The following is a 20,126-nucleotide window of genomic DNA, read 5'->3' on the forward strand; positions in this document are numbered from 1 at the left end:
CCTCACTCAGCCCGGCAGCCTGACGGTGAACGTCGCGCCCGCACGCGGGCTGCTCGTCACGGTGATGTCGCCGCCGTGGGCGCGAGCCAGCTGGCGGGCGATGGCCAGGCCGAGGCCGCTCCCGCCGGTCGCGCGGCTGCGGGACTCGTCGGCCCGCCAGAAGCGGTCGAAGACCTTGGCCAGATGATCCGGCTCGATGCCGTGCCCGGTGTCGCGCACCGTGATGAGGACGTCGTCGCCCGCGGCCGCGCCGGTCACTTCGACCGAGCCGCCGGGCGGCGTGTGCCGGATGCCGTTCGAGACCAGGTTGCCGACGAGCTGCCGGAGCCGCACCGGATCGGCCGGCACCGTGACCGATTCCGATAACCGGGCGGCCAGCGCCACCCCGGCCGTCCCGGCCGCGCTGATGTGGGCCGCCACCACCTGATCCAGCACCTCGCGCAGGTCGACCGGCTCGGGGTGCAGGCGCAGCGTGCCGGCGTCGGCGGCGGCCAGATCGGCGAGGTCGTCGATGATGTGCTGGAGCAGCACGGTCTCGTCGTGCAGCAGGGCCAGCAGCCGGGCGTCCGGGCGGGCCAGGCCGTCCTGGGCCGCCTCCAGCCAGCTGCGCACGTTGGTGAGCGGGTTGCGCAGCTCGTGGGCGACGTCGCCGACCATGGCCCGCCGCTGCGCCTCGGCCTCGTCGCGACGGCGGGTCGCCTCGTTGAGGGCCTTCGCCAGGTAGCCGATCTCGTCGCGGGTGGTGACCGGCGCCGGGGCCTGCCCGGCCGCGCTCTCGGTCAGCGCCCGCAGCGGCCGCACCAGCCGGCGCCCGGCCAGAACGGTGACCAGGATCGCGACCAGCAGCACCGCCCCGGTCACGGCGGCGATCCGCTCGACGTTGCCGCGGGTCAGGGTGAACGTGGTGCGCGACAGGCCGGTGTCCGGATCGGTGACGAACAGCAGGGCGGCCGGCGCGGTGTACGGCTGGAGCTGCGCCCGCCGAGCCTGGTCCAAGCAGGAGCGCACCTCGGCCCCGCCGCGCGGATGCAGGGAGCCGTCGATGGCCGCGAACGTGGGCGGCTGCGTCTGCCAGTCGACGTTGATCGCGATGTCGCCGGCGTCCGGCCGGCCCAGGCAGGTGGCGGTCAGCTCGGCCAGCGCACGCATCGCCTTCTCCTCGGTCGGCATGCTCCAGCCCTGGTAGCCGGCCGCGCACTGGCTCATCGCGCCCTTGGGATCGCCGCCCCGGGCGATGGCCACCATCGGCCGCCCGCTCGCCGACGCGACGATCCGGCCCTCGACCCCGGTCAGCGACAGGCAGGTCAGCACGTCGTGCGCGATCTTCCGGACGGAGGTGACCTCGGTCGCGGTCAGCCGGTACGGCCCGACCACCCGCGCGTCGACGCCCTCGGTCCCGCCGGTCACGCCGAGGTCGAGCCGCAGCGGGTCGACGGTCGCCGAGGGCAGCGTCGCGTCCAGCGCCGGCCCCGGCGCCGATTCGGCGATGACCTGCCGCCGCGGCGTGGTCAGCGTGACCCGCCGCCCGAGCTCGGCCGCCTGCGCGCGCAGCAGCGGCCCGGCCCCGGACCAGTCCCGGTGCGTGGCGGCATAGCCGACCAGCGCCTCGTAGAGCCCCATCTCCCCGGCCAGCGACCGCCCCTGCTCCTGCCGGATCGCCCGGGTCGCGGTCTGCGTGGCGAGCCACGCGGTGGCGGCCACGGCCACCGCGGTGACCCCGATGACCAAGGCGAGCAGCCGCGTGATGAGGCTGTGCCGGAGCGGCACCCGCCCGGTCACGGCGCCTCGCCGGTCAGCCGGTAGCCGGCGCCGTAGACGGTGCGCAGGTACATCGGGCGCTTCGGGTCCCGCTCGATCTTGCGGCGCAGGTGGAGCACGTGCACGTCGATGGTGCGCTCGGTCGAGCTGCGGTCCAGGCCGCGGGTGTGGCTCAGCAGCTGGGCACGGCTGAACAGACGGCCGGGCTCGCGGGCCATCGCCGCCAGGATCGCGAACTCGCCCGGCGTGCACTCGATCTCCTGGCCGTCGACGAACGCCCGGTGGCGCGCCGGGTCGACCAGGAGCGGGCCGATCTCGTACACGGACGCCGGTGTCGTGCGGCGCAGCAACGTGCGGACGCGGGCCGTCATCTCGCGCGGGCTGTACGGCTTGGTCAGGTAGTCGTCGGCGCCGACCTCGAGCCCCGTCAGCAGGTCGTCCTCGGTGGCGCGGGCGGTCAGCATCAGGATCGGCACGTCCGACTCGGCCCGCAGCTTGCGGCAGACGGTCAGGCCGTCCAGGCCGGGCATCATGACGTCGAGCACGACCAGGTCGGGCCGGTGCTCGCGGGCGTGCCGCAGCGCGCTCTCCCCGTCGTGGACCATCGTCGCCCGGTAGCCGGCCGCCGCCAGGTATCGCCGCACGACCTCGGCCTGCCGCGGGTCGTCCTCGGCCACCAGGATCCGCCGGGCGCTCACGTGCTCACCAGGGCCTCGGCCGGGTGCAGCCGGGCCGCCCGGATCGCCGGGTAGACGCCGGCCAGCACGCCGACGGCCAGCGCGCCGGCGAGACCGCCCACGGTCGACCGGCCGGGTATGACCAGCGGCCAGTCCTGCACGGCACCGTAGGCCGCCGTCGCCAGCACGCCGAAGACGATACCGGCGGCGCCCCCGAGCACCGACAGAACCAGGGATTCGGTGAGGAACTGGACGCGGACCTGACCGCGGCTCGCGCCGAGGGCCCGGCGCAGGCCGATCTCGCGGCGGCGTTCCAGCACCGAGATGTACATCGTGTTGGCCACGCCGATGCCGCCGACCAGCAGGGCGATCCCGGCCAGGCCGAGGAACAGCGCGCCGAACGTCTGCCGCACCGCCCGTTTCGCGCCGAGCGCATCCGAGGGGCGGCTGACCAGGACGTCGCCGGGGTGCTCGGGGTCGACCGTGGCGGCCAGCACCCCGCGCACCGCCTCGACCTGGTCGTCGGTGGTCCGCAGATAGATGCGGGTGGGGTGGCCGCCGAACCGCAGCCAGCGCCCGGCCGCGTCCCAGCCGATCAGCACCGACCGGTCGATCTCGGGCGCGAGCGGAACCGGGTCGAGGATGCCGATGACCGTGAAGGATCGGCGGCCGACGGAGACCTGGACGGGCCGGCCGGGGTCGAGGCCGGCGAAGCCGAGACGTTCGGCGGCCACCGACCCGAGGACGACGGTCGGGAAACGGGACATGGCGTCGTCCAGGAAACGGCCGGCGCGGACCCGGCCGTTGATCGCGGTGAGCAGGTTGGTCCTGGCGGCCAGCACGGCGAGCGCGTTGAAGTCGCCGGGGGCGGCGTGGTCGGAGCGGGCCACCGTGCGGCCGAAGTCGGCGACGGCGCTGGCCACCGTGACCGGGCCGATCCGGGCGACCATGTCGACCGACTCGGCCGGCAGCACGACCGGCGGGTCGCGGTCGGGCACGGGCGCGGCCTGCAGGCGGTTGGTGCCGAGGGCGTCGAGCCGCCGGTCGAGGGCCTTGCCGCTGGACGCGGGAATGCCGGTGACGACCACGAGGGTGGCGATCCCGATGGCGATCCCCAGCGCCGAGAGCGCGGCGCGGACCTTGCGCGTACGGACCCCGAGCAGTCCCAGCCCGAGCAGGTCGGCCGGGGCGAGGCGGGTCACGCGCGACCGCCCTCGTCGGACACCACGCGGCCGTCGCGGATGCGGACCCGCCGGGGCACCCGGGCCGCGACGTCGCGGTCGTGGGTGATCAGCGCGATCGTGGTCCCGGCCCGGTTCAGCTCGGCGAGCAGGTCGAGCACGGCGGCGCCGGTGGCCGCGTCGAGGGCGCCGGTCGGCTCGTCGGCCAGCACCAGGCCCGGCCCGTTCACCAGCGCCCGGGCGATCGCGACCCGCTGCCGTTCCCCGCCGGACAGCTGTCCCGGGGTGTGCCCGGCCCGATGCGCGAGGCCGACCCGGTCGAGCGCCGCCAGCGCGCGTCCGGGCCGATGCCGGCGGGCGACCCCGGCGTAGAGCAGGCCGGTGGCCACGTTCTCGGCCGCGGTCAGGCCGTCGATCAGGTGGAACTGCTGGAAGACAAAGCCGAGCCGGCGGCCCCGAAGGCCGGACAGCTTCCGGTCGGGCAACGTCGTCACGTCGGCGCCGTCGATGCGGATCACGCCGCTGGTCGGCCGGTCGAGCGTGCCCATGACGTTGAGCAATGTGGACTTCCCCGACCCGGACGGCCCGAGGATCGCCAGGAACTCCCCCGGCTCGATGCGCAGGGTCACCCGGTCGAGGGCGAGCACGCTTCCGCCGTACACCATGGTCGCCTCTTGAATCTCGAGAACCGCGGTCATGACGTCGTCACCACGCTCGCGCCGGCGGTGAGGCCCGTGCCGGTGACCTGGACCATGCCGTCGGCGAACAGGCCGACCCGCACCGCGGTGAGCGCGCCGCCGTCGACCTGGACGCCGTAGCCGCCGCCGCTGAGGGCGAGCAGCGCGCCGACCGGGACGGCGAGGACGCCGCGCACGGTCGTCCCGGTGAACCGCACCTCGACGTCGGCCGAGCTGAGCGCGGCGATCGCGGACGGCTTGTCGGCGGCGATGACGACCTGCACCTTGGGCCCCTCGCCGCCGTTCTCGCCGGGATCGGCGGTGACGACGGTGCTGACCGAGGCGACGGTGCCGGTGGTGGTCTTGCTGTCGGGCAGCGTGAGGCGCACCTTCTGGCCGGCCCGCACGTCGTCGGCCCGGCTCGCGTCGATCTCGGCCGTGACCGCCTTGGCCTGGTCGCTGACCGCCATCACGTTGCCGGTGGCGTCGTCGCCGAGCCGGGCCGTGGCCGCACCGACCCGCACCTTGCCGGGCAGCACGAGGATGTCGCCGAGCTTCACGACGCCGTCGGCCGGCCGGATGTGCCGGGCCTCCTGCCACCGCCGCACGGCGGCCATCAGATCGGCGGTGAGCACGGCCTCCTGCGTGGTCACCCGGGTCTTCCCGACGTACGCCGGCTGCTCCCCGGTCCGATAGCCCAGCGCCCGCAGGTTGGTCGCCAGCACGCGGACGTCGCGGCCGATGAGGCCGGCCGTGCCGAGGTCGCGGAACATCGGCGTCGAGCCGTAGAAGAGCGTGACCGGCCGGTCGTCGACGCGGAACAGGGTGTCGCCGCGGCCCTCGACGGCGCCGGCCCGGGGCAGCCAGGTCACCAGGCCGGGCGCGGCGCCGCGGAGGGTGCGCTGCTTGCGGTAGCCGACCGCGCCGGTCTCGGTCCAGTAGTCGGACAGGTCGGCGCGCACGACCTTGGCGGTGGCGACGTGCCCGGCCGCCGGCGTGGGGGCGGGCGCACCGGTCGTGCGCGCGTGGTGCAGGTAGACGCCGGCGCCCACGATCACCAGCGTCGCCAGGCCGGCGGCAATGCGCGTACGTCTCATTTCTTGGTGTAGGCCCGCAGTTCGCAGTCCCGCTGGATCTGCATGGCCGCGTCGCTCTGCACCTTGCGGTAGTTGGCGTCCGTCGCCGGGCGCACCCAGAGGCCCTGCTGCCCGGGGACGATCGCCAGCGGCAGGCCCTTGGCCTTCACGCAGGTGAGCTCGTCGCGCAGGTCGTCCCAGTAGTCCGGGTTCTGCTGCGGGTCGAGCTCGGGGGCGTTGAGCGGCTCCCGGTCGGCGCAGGCGTCCACCGCCGCCTGGTATTTCTTCGGATTCAGCTTGTACGTCAGCAGCGGCCCCCCGTCGGCGTTGCCGCTCCTGGTCGAGGGGACGCCGTGCGCCGTCCAGCAGGCGTAGTAGGCGGCGTAGGCCCGGTCGATCTCCTGCTGGCTCGCGCCGAGCGGCAGGGTCCGGTCGACGACCGGCTCCTTCGACGTGCTCGTCGCGGCGGCCTCGGGAATCGACGCGACCGTCTTCTCCGGTGGGTTGCCGCCGCCGCTGCCGCAGGCGCCGCTGACGAGCACCGCGGCAACGACGACGGCCATTCTCTTCGCTGTCATGGCGACCGACCCTGGCCGACGATTGTCAGGAAGCTGTTAGGCGGTCAGCCCCGGAAGAACATTCCGCGGTGCCGGAAACACCGGCCGCGCGGATAATCGGCCGGGTGAAGGCCATCATCTATCGCGACAACGGCGGCCCCGAGGTTCTCGAGCACGCCGACCGTGACCTGCCCGAGCCCGGGCCCGGCGAGGTCCGCGTCCGGATCGCCGTCTCCGGGGTCAACCCGACCGACTGGAAGACCCGGGCCGGTGCCACCAACCCGAAGCAGTTTCCCGAGGTCACACCCCACCTCGACGGCGCCGGGACGATCGACGCGGTGGGCGGCGGGGTGCCGGCCGAGCGGGTCGGCCGGCGCGTGTGGCTGTTCATGGCCACCGCCGGGCGGCCGACCGGCACCGCGGCCGAGTTCACCGTCGTGCCCGCGGAGAGGGCCGTGCCGCTGCCGGACGAGGCGGGCTTCGAGCTCGGCGCCTCGCTCGGCGTGCCCGCGCTGACCGCGCACCGGGCGCTCACCGTCGCCGAGGACGGCCCGCGCCGGCTGGGTCCGGGCGCGCTCGACGGCAAGGTGGTGCTCGCCGCGGGCGGGGCCGGGGCGGTCGGGCACGCGGTCATCCAGCTGGCCCGCTGGTCCGGCGCCACCGTGCTCAGCACGATCAGCGGGCCGGAGAAGGCGCGGCTGGCCACGGCGGCCGGCGCCCACCACGTGATCAACTACCGCGAGGGCGACCCGGCCGCGGAGATCCGGAAGGTCGCCCCGGACGGCGTCGACATCGTGGCCGAGGTGGCCCTGGGCGCGAACCTGGCGCTCGACCTGGCCGTCCTGCGCACCCGGGGGACGATCGCGACGTACGCCAACGACGGCGGCAAGCCGGTCTCGCTGGACGTGCGGCAGAACATGACACTCAACACCCGCTTCCAGTTCCTGGTGCTCTACACCGTCGGCCCGGCGGCGCTGTCGGCGGCGGCCGAGGACGTGGCCACCGCGGTCGGCGCCGGCGCGCTGCCGGTCGGCGAGGAGCACGGGCTGCCGCTGGTGCGGTTCCCGCTCGACCGGACCGCCGACGCCCACCGGGCCGTGGAGAACGGCGTGGTCGGCAAGGTCCTGGTCGACGTGGCCTAGATGATGCGGCGCGGGCTGATGGCGGCCCTGGCCTGTGGGCTCGTGGCGGCCTGTTCCGGGCCGCCGGCCGCTCCCCCGGCTGTCCATTCGCCGAGTGCGCAGCCGCGCCCGAGCCCGTCGGCGACCCGGACCGGCGGCGCCACCGCGGCCCCGGCCTGGCTCGGCACGCGAGTGCTGCCGGCCGGGCCGGAGGGGTACGCGGCGGCCCGGACGACGCCGCCCGAGCTGCGGCACCGGTCGTTCCGCACCACCGACGAGCTGCCGCCGCCCGCCGACGGCGCCTTCCACGCCACGATCGAGGCGGTGCCGGCGAGCGTGCTCGCCCGGTCGACCTGGACCGGCGCCTGCCCGGTGAAGGCCACCGACCTGCGGTACGTGACGGTCGGCTTCCGCGGGTTCGACGGCCTCGCGCACACCGGCGAGCTGCTGGTCCACAAGAGCGCGGCGGACGGGCTGGTCACGGTGTTCGGCCGGCTGTTCGCCCAGCGGTACCCGATCGAGAGCATGCGGGTGACCAGCGTGGCCGAGCTGAACGCGCCGCCGACCGGGGACGGCAACACCACCGACGGGTTCGCCTGCCGGCCGGTGCGGGGCGCCAAGGTCTGGTCCCAGCACGCGTACGGGCTCGCCGTCGACGTCGACCCGTTCCAGAACCCGTACCACAAGCGCCAGGTCGTGCTGCCCGAGCTGGCCACCTCGTACCTCGACCGCGGCGACGTCCGGCCCGGCATGATCGAGCCGGGCGGGCCGGTGGTGAAGGCGTTCGCCGCGATCGGCTGGAAGTGGGGCGGCGACTACCGCTCGCTCAAGGACTTCATGCACTTCTCGGCCAACGGCGGCTGATGCCCGCTCAGGTCGCCCCGGTGGCGAGCCGTCCCCGGCCGTTGTTCTTGGCGTGGTAAAGGTGCCGGTCGGCGCCGGTGAGCAGGGCCGGCAGCTCCTGCTGGCGGCCGTGGTGGACGCCGACGCTGATCGAGACGGCCAGGCCGGGCGCCAGCTCGGTCCACGGATAGCTGCGGACCGCCTTGAAGTGGTCCACGTCGATCATCAGCACCGCGTAGCCCTCGGCCGCCGCCGGCGACTGCACGGTGCCGGCGACGTAGGTGTGGTAGCCGCGCCGGTTGGCCAGGCCGGTCAGGTCGTCGACCAGGATCTGCCGCTGGAGCAGGTCGTGGTCGCGGCGGCGGCGTTCCACGGCGATGGCGTCGCGGACGGCGGCCAGCCGGTCCAGCCGGTTGTTCCAGCGCAGGGCCGCGAGCTCGTCGGCGTAGCGCACGGCGACCGGCGGGGTGTCCGGATGCCGCGCGGCCAGGCGCAGGCACAGCAGGTGGGTGTTGCTGGGCACGCGGGACCGGAACAGGTCGGTCACCGGCCCGGCCAGCTCGGCGGCGCGCCGGTCGTCGCCGGACCGGGCGGCCCGGATGGCCCGGCCGAGAGCGGCGATCTCGCCATCTCCCGGCGTGCCCTCGGTCCCGGCCAGGGCGGCGAGCAGTTGCCGATGCGCGCGGTGCTCGGCGACCCAGCTCTCCGGCCAGTCCCGGTCGACGCCCTCGCCGGTGGTCTCCAGCAGGGCCGCGGCGCGGGTGGCGGCGGCCGGCCAGTCGCCGACGATCGCGTGCGCGCTCGCCCAGTCGAGGGCCAGGTCGGTCCGGTTGTAGACGACGGCCCGGCGTTGCCGGCGCAGGGTCGGCCGCCAGTGCGGGTCGGGCTCGGCGGCCAGCTCCTGCTCGGCCACGGCGTAGTGCCCGACGGCCAGTTCCCAGAACCCGAGCGCGTGCAGCACCGAGGCGACCTCGATCAGCGCCGCGACCCGGTGCACGACCGGCCCGCCCTCGGCGTCGAGCAGCACGATCGCGCGCACCAGCGGGATCGCGGCCGACTCGTCCTCGGTGACCGACCGCCGGCCGAGTGTGCGGCGGTTGGCGCTGGTGGCCCAGGCGAGCGCCAGCAGCACCGGGTCGTCGAGCGCCCCGGCCCGTTCGATCATGGCGGTCACGTGGGCCCCGTCGTCGGGAGCCGCCAGCGACCGGGCGAAGTCCAGCAGGATGCGCACGTCGGCCCAGCCCCGGGCGGCGGCCACCAGGTCGAGCGCGTCGATCCGGCCGTCGTCGTGCCGCCCCTGCACGAGCTCGACGAGCGCGTAGGCCTCCGCGATCGCCTCCGCATGCGAGCTGCGCACCGCCTCATTATCGAGATCGCTCGTCGCCCGCGCGGCGGATTCGGCCGAACCCGCGGTATAGTTGCTGCGTCAAGCAACTGGAGGTGGGGAACGTGACGGTCGTGGTCATCGGCGCCGGCCAGGCCGGACTGTCGGCGGGCTATCACCTGCGCCGCCGCGGGCTCGACTTCGCGATCCTCGACGCCGAGGCGGCACCCGGCGGCGCCTGGCAGCACCGCTGGGACTCGCTGCGGATGGCCACCGTCAACGGCATCTTCGACCTGCCCGGCTTCCCCCGGCCGCCGCTGGACCCCGACGAGCCCAGCCGCACGGCCGTGCCCCGCTACTTCGCCTCCTTCGAGCGCGAGGCCGGGCTACCGATCCAGCGGCCGGTGCGCGTCACCTCCGTACGACCGGAAGATCAAGATCCGCACGGCCGGCTGATCGTCGACACCACCCGCGGCCGCCGGCTCGCCCGGGCGGTGATCAACGCCACCGGGACCTGGACCAATCCCGTCCGGCCGCACTATCCCGGGCAGGAGACCTTCGCCGGGCTGCAGCTGCACACCCACGAGTACGTGTCGGCCGACCTGCTCGCCGGCCGGCGGGTGGCCGTGGTCGGCGGCGGGATCTCGGCCGTCCAGCTGCTCGAGGAGATCTCCCGGGTCGCGACCACGTTCTGGTACACCCGCCGGGAACCGGTCTTCCGCGCCGGCCCGTTCGAGCCGGAGGTCGCGGGCCGCGAGATCATCGCCAAGGTCGTCGCCGACGTCGAGGCCGGCCGGCCCACCGGCAGCGTGGTCTCCTACACGGATCTGGCCTGGACCCCGTACGCGCTGGCGGCCCGGGAACGCGGCGCCCTCGACCGGCGGCCGATGTTCGCCGCGATCGAGCCCCACGGCGTACGGGAGGCGAACGGCTCGTTCACCGCCGTCGACACCATCCTCTGGGCCACCGGCTTCAAGGCCGCCCTCGCCCACCTCGACCCGCTGGGCCTGCGCAACGAGCACGGCGGCATCCGCATGATCGGCACCCGGGTCGCCGCCGAGCCGCGCGTGCACCTGATCGGGTTCGGCCCGTCGCAGTCCACCGTCGGCGCCAACCGCGCCGGTCGCGAGGCCGCCGCCGCCCTGGCCAAATACCTGGTGTGACGGTCAGACCATTCAAGTCGGCGCCCGGCCTGCCGATATCCCCGTCGACCGGACTGTGCGGCGTGAGGGGGCGAGGTGTTCGAGGCGAACCGCTGGCGCGCCTGGTTCACGCCGGCTGCCCTGGTGCTCGCGCTGGCCGACGTGCTGCTGATCACGCTCGGCACCCGCGCCGGCTTCTCCAAGCTGCTGGTGTGGGCGCCGGCCGTCGGCGGGCCGGCGATCGCGGTCGCCGCCTTCCGCGGCGCGGCCACGCAGACCGCCGGGGCGCTGCGCGTGTTCTGGCGGCGGCTGGCGGTCGGCATGGGCTTCGTCGCGGTGGCGGCGGTCAGCCAGACCATCGACATCGCCACCACCGACTACACCGGGATGCCGCCGATCGGCGCGCGCACGCTGCTGCTGTACGTGTTCGGCACCCTCTGCGCGATCGGCGCCATGCTCCGGCTCCCCGGCGGCGGGCGCAGCTGGCGGCAACTGACCACCGCCCTGCTCGACGTCGCCGTGGTCGCCGTCACCGCCGGCATCGCCTCGTCGCAGTACGTCGGCTGGTTCATCGACCGGTTCGGGGTGAGCGCCTCGGCCTGGTGGCTGAACATCGCGATGATGGCGATCGCGGTCGCCGGCGTGGTGGTCGTCGTGAAGATCATGGCGGCCCGGGTCAGCCCGGTCCCCCGCGTCTCGCTGTGGTGGCTCGCGCCGGTCGGGCTCTGCGGCCCGCTGTCCACCATGCTGATGTCGGTGCTGAAGCCCTGGCCGCACCTCAACGGCAGCGCCGCGGTGCTGCCGTTCGTCGGCCTGTTCGGCGCGCTCGCCGCCCACGCCCAGCGCCGGCAGCGCCGCGAGACGCTGGTGGTGGCCCCGGTCGTGGGCCGGCGCGGCACCGCCATCCCGCTCGTCGCCACCGGCCTGACCAGCCTTCTGCTGGCCATCGTCTTCCTGCGCACCGGTCACCTGAGCGTCGTGCAGGTCGGCGGCACCACCGTGTTGCTGCTGCTGGTCGTGGCGCGGCAGGCGGTGGCGCTGGCCGAGAACGCCGGCCTGCTCGGCACGGTCGCGCAGCAGGCCATGCGGGACGACCTGACCGGGCTGGTCAACCGCCGCTACTTCACGGCCGCGGTGGCCGCGGCCGAGGGACCGCACACCGTCGTGCTGATCGACCTCAAGGAGTTCCGGGCGCTCAACGACGGCCTCGGGCCGGAGGCGGGCGACGAGCTGCTCACCGCGTACGCCGAGCGCCTCACCCGGCTGGCCGGTGACCAGCCGGCGGTGGCCCGCCTGGGCGGCGACGAGTTCGGCCTGCTGCTCGCGGGCGTGCGGCCGTCCTTCGCCGACGAGCTGCGGGCGGCCAACGCCGAGCCGCTGCGCGCCGGCGGGCACGAGGTGCTCGTCGACGTGTCGGTCGGGGTCGCCGACGGAGAGGCCGACGACCTCTACCGGCGGGCCGACATGGCGCTGCGCGAGGCGGTGGCCGGGGCCGGATACGCCCGGTACGACGCGTCGCTCGAGCGCCGGCTGACCCAGCGCGCGACCATCGCCGCGGACCTGCGCCGGGCACTGATCGACGGCGACTTCCACATGCTCTACCAGCCGATCGTCGAGCTGCCGCACGGGCGGATGGCCGGCGTGGAGTCGCTGATCCGCTGGACCCGGCCGGACGGGACGGTGGTCTCCCCCGCCGACTTCATCCCGGTCGCCGAGGACAGCGGGCTGATCGTCGAGCTCGGCGCGTGGATCCTCGACACGGTCTGCGCGCAGGCCGCCGCGTGGCGGCGCGAGCACGGCCCGGACGCGCTGGGCTCGGTGGCCGTCAACGTGTCGGCGCGGCAGTTGCTCGACCCGGCCCTGCCCGAGCTGGTCGCCTCGGCGCTCGCCCGGCACGGCGTACCGGCGCGGCAGTTGACCATCGAGATCACCGAGACCGCCGTCTTCGGCGGCGGCCGCGCCCTCGCCACCGTGCAGGCCCTCTCCGACCTGGGGGTGAGCATCTCGCTGGACGACTTCGGCACCGGCCACTCGTCGCTCGGCCTGCTGCGCACCTGCCCGGTCGACGCCATCAAGGTCGACAAGTCGTTCGTCGACGGGCTCGGCGGGACGCCGCAGCAGGAGGCCATCGTGACCGCGCTGACCGGCATCGCCGAGAAGATGGGTCTGCGCACGGTCGCCGAGGGCGTGGAGACCGCGGCCCAGGCCCGGCGGCTGCACGAGCTCGGCTACCGCTACGTGCAGGGCTTCCACTTCGCCCGGCCGCTGCCGGCGGCGGAGATCGGCGCGCTGCTTCAGCGGCCGGGCACGACCAGCCCGGACTCGTACGCGACCATGACCGCCTGAGCCCGATCCCGCAGGCCCAGCTTCGCGAACAGATTGCCCACGTGCGTCTTCACGGTGTGCTCGCTGAGCCGGTGATGGGCGGCGATCTCGGCGTTCGACAGGCCGCCGGCGATCAGCCGCAGCACGTCGGTCTCGCGGGCGGTCAGGCCCCCGATCGCCGCGGCCAGGCCGGGATCGGGGTGGCCGCGGCGATGCAGCTCGCCGATCACCCGGGCGGTGACGCCGGGGGCGAGCAGCGCGTCGCCGGCCGCGACCACCCGGACGGCGGCGACCAGGTCGGCGCGCGGGGCGTCCTTCAGCAGGAAGCCGCTGGCGCCGGCGCGGAGGGCGGCGTACAGGTAGTCGTCGGTGTCGAACATGGTCAGCGCGAGCACCCGCGCGGCGGTCTGCGCACAGACCCGGCGGGTGGCGGCGACGCCGTCGAGGATCGGCATCCGCATGTCCATGAGCACCACGTCGGGGGCGTGTTCGACCGTCGCCCGTACGGCCGAAGCCCCGTCCGCCGCCTCGGCGACCACCTCGATGTCGGGTTCCGCGCCGAGGATGGTCGCGAAACCGGCCCGGAAGAGGTCCTGGTCGTCGGCGAGGATCACCCGGATCACGCGGGCACCGCCGGCAGGACGGCCGTCACCGCGAAACCCCGCTCGGCCGGGCCCGCGTCGAGGGTGCCGCCGCACGCTCGTGCTCGCTCGCGCATGCCGATGATCCCGTAGCCGCTGTCCTTTCCGGCCGTCTTGTCGCCGTCGTCGGTGACCGTGACCGTCAGGCTCTTTTCAAACCGGACAACCACTTCCACGTTTGCGGCATTTCGCGCATGTCGGATGACGTTGGTCAGGGCTTCCTGCACGATCCGGTACGCCGCGGCGCCGACATCGGCGGGCGGATCGGCGGGCGTGCCCTCGACCCGCAGCCGGGCGTCGAGTCCGGTCTCGCGGACCCGCTCGACCAGGTCCGGCAGCTGGGCCATCCCCGGCTGGGCCATCCCCGGGGCCATCCCGGGCTGGTCTGGGCCGCGCATGCCGCCCACCGCCCGGCGCAGCTGCACCACCGCGTCGCGCCCGGTCCCGGCGATCGCGGCGAACGCCCGGTCGGCCCGGTCCGGGTCGGTGCGCACGAGCAGCGGACCCGCCTCGGCCTGCACGATCATGACGCCGACCGCGTGGGTGACGATGTCGTGCAGATCCCGGGCGATCCGGGTGCGCTCGCGCAGCACGGCGGCCTCCCGCTCGCCGGCGACCCGCCGGTCACGCTCGGCGCCGGCGCGGGCGCTGGTGCCCAGGGCGTACGCGAAGACGTAGGCGACGGTCAGGTAGCGCAGCACCTCGAGGTCGGGGTGCGGGTAGAGCAGCGAGAACAGCAGGCCGACGGCGGTGACCGCGACGCCGAGCAGCCGGATGGCCAGCGACGAGCGCTCGGCGAACGTGTAGAGGCACACCAGCGGGCCGACCGGCAGCAGCGGCGGCGCCCCGAGCGAGGCCGAGAGCGTGGTGGCGGCGCCGGCGATCAGGGCGACCGGGAGCAGCGCGCGCTCGCGCCAGTAGACGGGCACCGACGAGGCGATCGCGAGCGGGAGCACCCACCAGGCGTGCGGGCCGCCGATCAGGGCGGGCAGCACGGTGGCGACCACGGCGGCCACGGTCACGGCGAGGTTCACGTACCGCTTCACCCCGGCAGTATCGGCCGGAAGTACTACCGCGCGCCTCCCTCCACGGGACCAGAAGGAACCCGTTCTCCGGACCGATCCGTTCTTGAACCCGCCCCGGCAGGCTCACCGCATGCTTTCCATCGCTGCCGCGGTCCTCAGTGGCCTGCTCTGGCTCGGCGGTTCGGGCCTGCACCCCATCGCCGGGCTGGCCTGGCTCGCTCCGGTCCCGCTTCTGATCAATTCCTTGCGCGTACGGCCGGGAGCCGCGCTCGCCTCGAGCGTGGTGGCCTGGCTGATCGGGCAGCTCGGCGTGCTCGGCTACTACGCCGGCACCCTGCACCTCCCGGTCCCGGCGGTCGCCGGCGTGGTGCTGCTCGGCGCGGCGCTGGCCGGCGGCACGGTGCTGCTCGCCCGGGCGCTGCTGATGCGCGGCCGCCCGGTCGTCGCGATCCTGACCGTTCCGGCCGTGTGGGTCCTCGGCGAATATGCGGCGTCGCTGCTGCTGCCGCACGGCGCGTGGTGGAGTCTCGCCTACACCCAGGCCGGGGTGCGGCCGGTCATCCAGGTGACCGCGCTGACCGGCGTCTGGGGCGTCACCCACCTGTTGCTGGCCGTCCCGATCGCTCTCACCGCTCTCCTCGCCGGCCCGCGATCCGGCCGGCGCGCCGCCCTGACCTGTCTGCTCGTCATGGCCGTCACCGTCGGCGGGTGGTCGGTCTGGTTGTCGAGCCGGTCCGCGGGGCGCGAGCCGGTGGCGGTCGGGCTCGTGGCGCTCGAGCAGTCCGACGACGGCTTGCCGATCGACGAGGCGTCCGGGCGGGAGCTGCTCGGCCGCTACCTACCGCGGGTGACCGGGCTGGTGGCCCACGGGGCGCGGTTCGTGGTGCTGCCGGAGAAGGTGTTCGGGGTCAGCGACGCGACGCTCCCCCGCCTGGTCGACGCGTTCCGGCCGGCGACCTCGGGCGGCTCGCAGGTGATCGTCGGGGCGGTGCTGCGGCACGGCGGCACGGCCGCCAACGTGGCGCTGGTGCTGGGGGCGGGCGGGGCCGTCGCGGTGTACGAGAAGCAGCACTTGATCCCCGGCCTGGAAGACTGGCTCACGCCCGGCGACGCCGACCTTATCGTAGGCGGGCAGTTCGGGGTGGCCATCTGCAAGGATCTCGACTTTCCCGGGCTGGTGCGCGGCTATCGCACCGGGGGCGCGACGATGATGCTGGTCCCGGCCCTCGATTTCACATCCGACGGCCGGCTGCACAGCCGGATGGCCCTGGTCCGCGGCGTCGAGAGCGGGCTGACCGTGGTGCGCTCGGCCGCCTACGGCCGGCTGACCGTCACCGGCCCCACCGGCCGGCTGCTCGGCGAGACCTCCGCGGGCAATGCCGAGCTGCTGGTCACCGCCGCACCGGCCGCGCACGCCACGCCTTACGGGCGGGTAGGCGACTGGTTTCCGTTTCTGGCCTTGGCCCTGCTGATCGGTGCCGTCGTGTCGATTCGGCGCATTGCCCACGCCACCGAACCGGCGTAGGAATAGATCGCTACCGCTACGGCCACCGGGGGGTTTCCGTGACGCGCCGCTTCCTCATCTTCGCCGCCGCCGTGCTGGTCGCCGTCGCACCCTCGGGGGCCGCGTCCGCCGCCGGGCCGCCGTCCCTCGCCGGGCCGCCATCCCTCGGCGGGCCGCCTTCCGCCGCCGGGCTGCTGCCCTTCCCGAGTGACCGGCTCACGGTCGCCGACCGCACCAGCCCGACCGGGCGCCGGGTGCACTTCGACGCCGGCGCGCTGCCGGCGAACCTGGCCGGCAAGCACGTCGACCCGGCCGAGTGGAACCGGCAGGACGGGTTCAGCCCAGGCACGCCGATCCTCGTGCGGGTGCCCGGCCTCGACCCGGTCGCCACCGGCATCGCGCCGGTCACCGACATCGGGCGCTCGCTGGCGCCGGACGCGCCGATCGTGCTGCTGAACACGCGCACGTGGGAGCGGACGCCGTACTGGGCCGAGCTCGACGCGCACGCCGCCGGCGATCCCGGCCGGTTGCTGATCATCCGGCCGGCGGTGGCGCTGCGGGAGGCCACGCGGTACGTGGTGATCCTGCGCGGGCTGCGCGACGGCTCCGGATCGCTGATCCCGGCGCCGGGCCGGGCCGGGCGCCTCGGCGACGACCTGCGGCGGGCCGGCATCGGGGACCGCCACCTGTACCTGGCGTGGGACTTCACCGTCGCGAGCGCGCCCGACCTGACCGGGCGGGTGCTGCGGATGCGCGACGACGCGTTCGCCGCCCTCGGCCGGCACGCGCCGGCGTTCACGGTCAGCCAGGTCACCGACTTCACCGCCGAGCAGGACGCCCGCATCGCGCGGCAGGTGCGCGGCACGGTCGCGGTGCCGAGCTATCTCCCCGGCGACGGCGGGCCCGGCTCCCGGCTGCACTACGGGCCGGCCGGCGGCGACGGCCGGCCGCCCACCGCCGGATCGCTGCCGACCGCCTCCGGCGCCACGCTCGCCGCCGACTTCGTCTGCAACATCCCGCGCGCCGCGAGCGCCGGCCGGCCGGCTCACCTGTCGCTCTACGGTCACGGCCTGCTCGGCGCGCCCACCGAGATCAACGCCGGCAACGTCAAGGACATGGCGCAGACGTACGACTTCATGTTCTGCGCGACCAGCTGGATCGGGCTGGCGTCGGGCGACATCCCGTTCGTCGCGGCCACCTGGAGTGACCTGAGCACGTTCCCGGCCGTGCCCGACCGGCTCCAGCAGAGCTTCCTCAACTTCCTGTTCCTCGGGCGGGTGATGGCCGCGCCCGGCGGCTTCGCGACCAGCCCGGCCTTCCGGGACGCCCAGGGTCGCAGCCTGCTCGACCGGGCCGGCGGCATGCACTACGACGGCAACAGCCAGGGCGGCATCAACGGCGGCGCGCTCACCGCGATCGCCCAGGACTGGACCCGCTCGGTGCTCGGCGTGCCCGCGATGAACTACAGCACCCTGTTGCAGCGCAGCGTCGACTTCGCGCCGTTCCAGCAGCTCATGGACCAGTCCTACCCGGACAAGACCGACCAGCAACTGCTGCTCGCGCTGATCCAGATGCTGTGGGACCGCGGCGAGGCCAACGGGTACGCCCAGCACCTGACCGCCCATCCGCTGCCGGGCACGCCCGCGCACCAGGTGCTCATGCACGTCGCGTTCGGCGACCACCAGGTGTCGCCGGCCGCCGCCCAGGTCGAGGCCCGCACCATCGGCGCCCGCATCCACCGGCCCGCGCTGGCGCCCGGCTGGTCCGACGAGGTGGTGCCGTTCTGGGGCATCCGGCCGCTTCCGCCCTACCCGTACCGCGGCTCGGCGCTCGTGGTGTGGAACAGCGGGCAGGCGGCGTCGCCACCGCCCACGAACCTCGCCCCGGCCGGCCCGCAGTACGGCACCGACCCGCACGAGTTCCCGCGCGCCCAGCCCGCCGCCCAGCGGCAGAAGGCGGCGTTCCTGCTCACCGGGCGGGTGATCGACGTGTGCGACCGGGGTCCGTGCCCACCGGCCGCTTGATCTGTCGAAGCGTGCAGCCGGACTCGAGGCGATGGTCCCGCCGATCTGGCCCACACATGACGCGCCTCACATGGTTGGCCCGGCCCGGGACGGGTATTGCCACAGACGTACGCCCGACGATGTGGAGGCAAGTCATGGCTTTCGATGACAAGGTCGACAACAAGGCCGAGGAGTTCGGCGGCAAGGTCAAGGAAGGCGTGGGCCGTGCCACCGACGACGAGCGCCTCGAGGCCGAGGGCAAGGCGGACCAGAGCGAGTCGAAGATCAAGCAGGCCGTCGAGAACGTGAAGGACGCCTTCAAGTCCTGATTTCCCCGTTCGTGCTTTCTTGCATGCCGCGCCCGGCCCCGGCGGTTCGCCCCGGCCGGGCGCGGCATGATCGTCGGGTGACAACAACCGACGGTGTGGACGCGCTGCTGACCCGGGCGCGGAGCGGCATGCGACGCCTGGACCCGCACGAGACCCGGGCGGCGGTCGCCGGCGGCGCGCTGCTGATCGACACGCGGACCGACAGGCAGCGGTCCAAGCAGGGCGACCTCCCGGGGGCGATCGTCATCGACCGGACGGTGCTGGAGTGGCGGCTCGACCCCGCCTCGGACCATCGGATCCCCGAGGCCACCGGCCATGACCTGCTGATCGTGGTGGTCTGCCGGCAGGGCTACAGCTCCAGCCTGGCGGCGGCGAGCCTGCGGGCGATCGGCCTGCACCGGGCCACCGACCTGATCGGCGGCGTCGAGGCCTGGCTGGCGGCCGGCCTGCCGACCACGAGCGAGCTTCCGGACGTACGCGAATGATCTCTGTTTCGGCCGACGAGCTCGAGGCGCTGCGCAGCCGCATCCTCACCACCCGCTGGCCCCGGGCCGACTGGACCGACCCGACCGGCGACGCGTGGACGGCCGGTACCCCGGACGCGGAACTGCGCCGGCTGGCCGGCTACTGGGCGGACGGCTACGACTGGCGGCGGTACGAGAACGAGATCAACGCGCTGCCCTGGAACCGGGCCGACATCGCCGGCACGGGGCTCCCCTACCTTCGCTTCGACGCGGGCCGGGCCGACGCGCTGCCCCTGGTGCTCACGAACGGCTGGCCCAGCAGCTTCTACGAGCTGGTCGGCCTGGCCCGGCGCCTGCAGCCCGGCTTCACCGTCATCGTGCCGTGCCTGCCGGGCTTCCCGCTCGGGCCGCGCCGCACCCACCTGCGCACCCACGAGCTGTGGCACCGGCTCATGCACGACGAGCTCGGGTTCTCCCGGTACGGCGCGCACGGGGGCGATCTCGGCGCGGGCACCACGTCGCTGCTCGGCCAGGCGTTTCCCGATGTCGTCGCCGGGATCCACCTCATGTCGGTCGCGGACCCGCCCGAGTACGACCCGGCGACCCTGACCGGCGAGGAACGCGACCACCTGGCCCAGGTGGCACGGTGGACCGCCGACGAGGGCGCCTACGAGCACCAGCAGATGACCCGGCCGTCGACCCTGAGCTACGGGCTGTCGGACTCACCGGTCGGGCTGCTCGCCTGGCTGCTCGAGAAGTACCACGCCTGGGACGGCGCGTTCAACGACGACGAGATCCTCACCCAGGCCTCGCTCTACTGGCACACCGGCGTCATCGCCACGTCGTTCCGGCCGTACTGGGAGTTCGGCCGGGGCCGGGCCGAGCGGGTCCGCCGGGTCGAGACGCCGACGGCCGTCGCGGTCTTCCCCACCGACCTGTCGCAGCCGCCTCGCAGCTGGGCGCAGCGGACGTACAACGTGGTCCGCTACACCCGCATGCCCCGCGGCGGTCACTTCGCACCTCACCAGGAGACCGACCTGCTCGCGGCCGACATCAAGGCCTTCTTCGACTCGCTGCGGTCAGCGTGACGGTGCGCTCGGATCGTTCGCCGGCGCGCGGTGACGGGCCAGTTCGAGCTCGGTGAACGCGGCGATCATCGCGCGCCAGATCGCCTCCGCCACGGCGGCGTCCAGTCCGGCGGCGGTGGCCTTCTCGCGGACGGCGGCGACCACCCGTTCGACCCGATCGGGCGCGCGCACGGCCTGCTCATCGTGCTTGAAGCCGGCCGCGGCCTCGACGAGCTCCTGGCGGCGGGCCAGCAGCGCGACGAGTTGAGAGTCGAGGTCGTCGATGCGGGAACGGACGTCGGCGAGGGATCGGGGCTCGGACATGCCGTTCATGATCCCGCACGCCGCCGCCGGACATCGGACAGTGCCGGGCGTCGATCGGTGCGATCCTGGACCGGTCGAGAAGTCGGGA

At 74.4% G+C, this 20,126-nt stretch carries 19 protein-coding genes; 9 read left to right on the top strand and 10 right to left on the bottom strand.

The annotated features are described in order from the left end of the window. Window positions 1–6 precede the first annotated feature (6 nt). Genes ACZ6TB_RS01770 through ACZ6TB_RS01795 form a run of 6 tightly spaced genes read right to left on the bottom strand, consistent with a single transcriptional unit; the run spans window position 7 to window position 5,947 of the window. Complete coding sequence (locus ACZ6TB_RS01770) at window positions 7–1,779, bottom strand: sensor histidine kinase (protein WP_465549442.1); 1,773 nt, start codon at window positions 1,777–1,779, stop codon at window positions 7–9. Beyond that, window positions 1,776–2,456 carry a response regulator transcription factor gene (locus tag ACZ6TB_RS01775; protein WP_465549444.1) on the bottom strand — a complete coding sequence of 227 codons (681 nt, stop codon included), beginning with the start codon at window positions 2,454–2,456 and terminating at the stop codon, window positions 1,776–1,778. The genes ACZ6TB_RS01770 and ACZ6TB_RS01775 overlap by 4 nt, the downstream gene beginning before the upstream one ends. Beyond that, window positions 2,453–3,637: an ABC transporter permease gene (locus ACZ6TB_RS01780; protein WP_465549446.1), complete on the bottom strand. Its 1,185-nt coding sequence runs from the start codon at window positions 3,635–3,637 to the stop codon at window positions 2,453–2,455. The genes ACZ6TB_RS01775 and ACZ6TB_RS01780 overlap by 4 nt, the downstream gene beginning before the upstream one ends. Then, entirely contained in the window at window positions 3,634–4,314 is a 681-nt protein-coding gene (locus ACZ6TB_RS01785) for an ABC transporter ATP-binding protein (protein ID WP_465549448.1), read from the bottom strand. Before ACZ6TB_RS01785 ends, ACZ6TB_RS01780 begins: the two co-directional genes overlap by 4 nt. Then, window positions 4,311–5,390 (bottom strand): efflux RND transporter periplasmic adaptor subunit, encoded by a 1,080-nt coding sequence (locus tag ACZ6TB_RS01790; protein WP_465549450.1) that lies wholly within the window; start codon window positions 5,388–5,390, stop codon window positions 4,311–4,313. The genes ACZ6TB_RS01785 and ACZ6TB_RS01790 overlap by 4 nt, the downstream gene beginning before the upstream one ends. Next, entirely contained in the window at window positions 5,387–5,947 is a 561-nt protein-coding gene (locus tag ACZ6TB_RS01795) for a hypothetical protein (protein ID WP_465549452.1), read from the bottom strand. Before ACZ6TB_RS01795 ends, ACZ6TB_RS01790 begins: the two co-directional genes overlap by 4 nt. Before the next feature lie 104 nt (window positions 5,948–6,051). Here ACZ6TB_RS01795 and ACZ6TB_RS01800 point away from each other — a divergent pair, with 104 nt between their 5' ends. Together ACZ6TB_RS01800 and ACZ6TB_RS01805 are read left to right on the top strand one after the other, a co-directional pair. Then, window positions 6,052–7,068, top strand: a complete 1,017-nt coding sequence (locus tag ACZ6TB_RS01800) for an NADPH:quinone reductase (RefSeq protein WP_465549454.1) — start codon at window positions 6,052–6,054, stop codon at window positions 7,066–7,068. Then, entirely contained in the window at window positions 7,069–7,911 is an 843-nt protein-coding gene (locus tag ACZ6TB_RS01805; protein WP_465549456.1) for a M15 family metallopeptidase, read from the top strand. It begins immediately after the preceding gene. A 7-nt stretch (window positions 7,912–7,918) separates the two neighbouring features. On the opposite strand, the gene ACZ6TB_RS01810 is transcribed toward ACZ6TB_RS01805, so the two are convergent. Further along, complete coding sequence (locus tag ACZ6TB_RS01810; RefSeq protein WP_465549458.1) at window positions 7,919–9,247, bottom strand: diguanylate cyclase domain-containing protein; 1,329 nt, start codon at window positions 9,245–9,247, stop codon at window positions 7,919–7,921. A gap of 92 nt (window positions 9,248–9,339) precedes the next feature. On the opposite strand from ACZ6TB_RS01810, the gene ACZ6TB_RS01815 reads away from it, so the two are divergent. Together ACZ6TB_RS01815 and ACZ6TB_RS01820 are read left to right on the top strand one after the other, a co-directional pair. Then, the gene (locus tag ACZ6TB_RS01815) at window positions 9,340–10,377 is read left to right on the top strand and encodes an FAD-dependent oxidoreductase (protein ID WP_465549460.1); all 1,038 of its coding nucleotides are present in this window, start codon (window positions 9,340–9,342) and stop codon (window positions 10,375–10,377) included. 75 nt (window positions 10,378–10,452) lie between these two features. Continuing rightward, on the top strand, window positions 10,453–12,702 hold the full coding sequence (locus ACZ6TB_RS01820) for a putative bifunctional diguanylate cyclase/phosphodiesterase (RefSeq protein WP_465549462.1): 2,250 nt from the start codon (window positions 10,453–10,455) through the stop codon (window positions 12,700–12,702). Here ACZ6TB_RS01820 and ACZ6TB_RS01825 read toward each other — a convergent pair. Both ACZ6TB_RS01825 and ACZ6TB_RS01830 read right to left on the bottom strand, forming a co-directional pair. Next, window positions 12,651–13,304: a response regulator transcription factor gene (locus ACZ6TB_RS01825; RefSeq protein WP_465549464.1), complete on the bottom strand. Its 654-nt coding sequence runs from the start codon at window positions 13,302–13,304 to the stop codon at window positions 12,651–12,653. The genes ACZ6TB_RS01820 and ACZ6TB_RS01825 overlap by 52 nt on opposite strands. Beyond that, complete coding sequence (locus ACZ6TB_RS01830) at window positions 13,301–14,368, bottom strand: sensor histidine kinase (RefSeq protein WP_465549466.1); 1,068 nt, start codon at window positions 14,366–14,368, stop codon at window positions 13,301–13,303. Before ACZ6TB_RS01830 ends, ACZ6TB_RS01825 begins: the two co-directional genes overlap by 4 nt. Window positions 14,369–14,477: 109 nt before the next feature. Between ACZ6TB_RS01830 and ACZ6TB_RS01835 the strand changes: the two genes are divergently transcribed. The 5 genes from ACZ6TB_RS01835 to ACZ6TB_RS01855 all read left to right on the top strand — a co-directional run bounded on the left by ACZ6TB_RS01835 (window position 14,478) and on the right by ACZ6TB_RS01855 (window position 19,735). Continuing rightward, complete coding sequence (locus tag ACZ6TB_RS01835) at window positions 14,478–15,872, top strand: nitrilase-related carbon-nitrogen hydrolase (protein ID WP_465549468.1); 1,395 nt, start codon at window positions 14,478–14,480, stop codon at window positions 15,870–15,872. A gap of 38 nt (window positions 15,873–15,910) precedes the next feature. Then, entirely contained in the window at window positions 15,911–17,875 is a 1,965-nt protein-coding gene (locus tag ACZ6TB_RS01840; protein WP_465549470.1) for a hypothetical protein, read from the top strand. 134 nt (window positions 17,876–18,009) lie between these two features. Further along, on the top strand, window positions 18,010–18,183 hold the full coding sequence (locus ACZ6TB_RS01845) for a CsbD family protein (protein WP_465549472.1): 174 nt from the start codon (window positions 18,010–18,012) through the stop codon (window positions 18,181–18,183). A gap of 23 nt (window positions 18,184–18,206) precedes the next feature. Further along, window positions 18,207–18,668: a rhodanese-like domain-containing protein gene (locus tag ACZ6TB_RS01850; protein WP_465549474.1), complete on the top strand. Its 462-nt coding sequence runs from the start codon at window positions 18,207–18,209 to the stop codon at window positions 18,666–18,668. After that, window positions 18,665–19,735, top strand: coding sequence for an epoxide hydrolase family protein (locus ACZ6TB_RS01855; protein ID WP_465549476.1), 1,071 nt, complete (start codon window positions 18,665–18,667; stop codon window positions 19,733–19,735). The genes ACZ6TB_RS01850 and ACZ6TB_RS01855 overlap by 4 nt, the downstream gene beginning before the upstream one ends. On the opposite strand, the gene ACZ6TB_RS01860 is transcribed toward ACZ6TB_RS01855, so the two are convergent. Then, window positions 19,727–20,038: a chorismate mutase gene (locus tag ACZ6TB_RS01860; protein ID WP_465549478.1), complete on the bottom strand. Its 312-nt coding sequence runs from the start codon at window positions 20,036–20,038 to the stop codon at window positions 19,727–19,729. The genes ACZ6TB_RS01855 and ACZ6TB_RS01860 overlap by 9 nt on opposite strands. Window positions 20,039–20,126: the final 88 nt, after the last annotated feature.

Source organism: Actinoplanes sp. NPDC051537 (assembly GCF_055586105.1).

Bases quoted from the DNA above. Each gene is read 5' to 3' on its own strand.
- ACZ6TB_RS01785 (WP_465549448.1), bottom strand. From the start codon at position 4,314: ATGACCGCGGTTCTCGAGATTCAAGAGGCGACCATGGTGTACGGCGGA.
- ACZ6TB_RS01850 (WP_465549474.1), top strand. From the start codon at position 18,207: ATGCCGCGCCCGGCCCCGGCGGTTCGCCCCGGCCGGGCGCGGCATGAT.
- ACZ6TB_RS01790 (WP_465549450.1), bottom strand. From the start codon at position 5,390: ATGAGACGTACGCGCATTGCCGCCGGCCTGGCGACGCTGGTGATCGTG.
- ACZ6TB_RS01835 (WP_465549468.1), top strand. From the start codon at position 14,478: ATGCTTTCCATCGCTGCCGCGGTCCTCAGTGGCCTGCTCTGGCTCGGC.
- ACZ6TB_RS01855 (WP_465549476.1), top strand. From the start codon at position 18,665: ATGATCTCTGTTTCGGCCGACGAGCTCGAGGCGCTGCGCAGCCGCATC.
- ACZ6TB_RS01860 (WP_465549478.1), bottom strand. From the start codon at position 20,038: ATGTCCGAGCCCCGATCCCTCGCCGACGTCCGTTCCCGCATCGACGAC.
- ACZ6TB_RS01795 (WP_465549452.1), bottom strand. From the start codon at position 5,947: ATGACAGCGAAGAGAATGGCCGTCGTCGTTGCCGCGGTGCTCGTCAGC.
- ACZ6TB_RS01845 (WP_465549472.1), top strand. From the start codon at position 18,010: ATGGCTTTCGATGACAAGGTCGACAACAAGGCCGAGGAGTTCGGCGGC.
- ACZ6TB_RS01805 (WP_465549456.1), top strand. From the start codon at position 7,069: ATGATGCGGCGCGGGCTGATGGCGGCCCTGGCCTGTGGGCTCGTGGCG.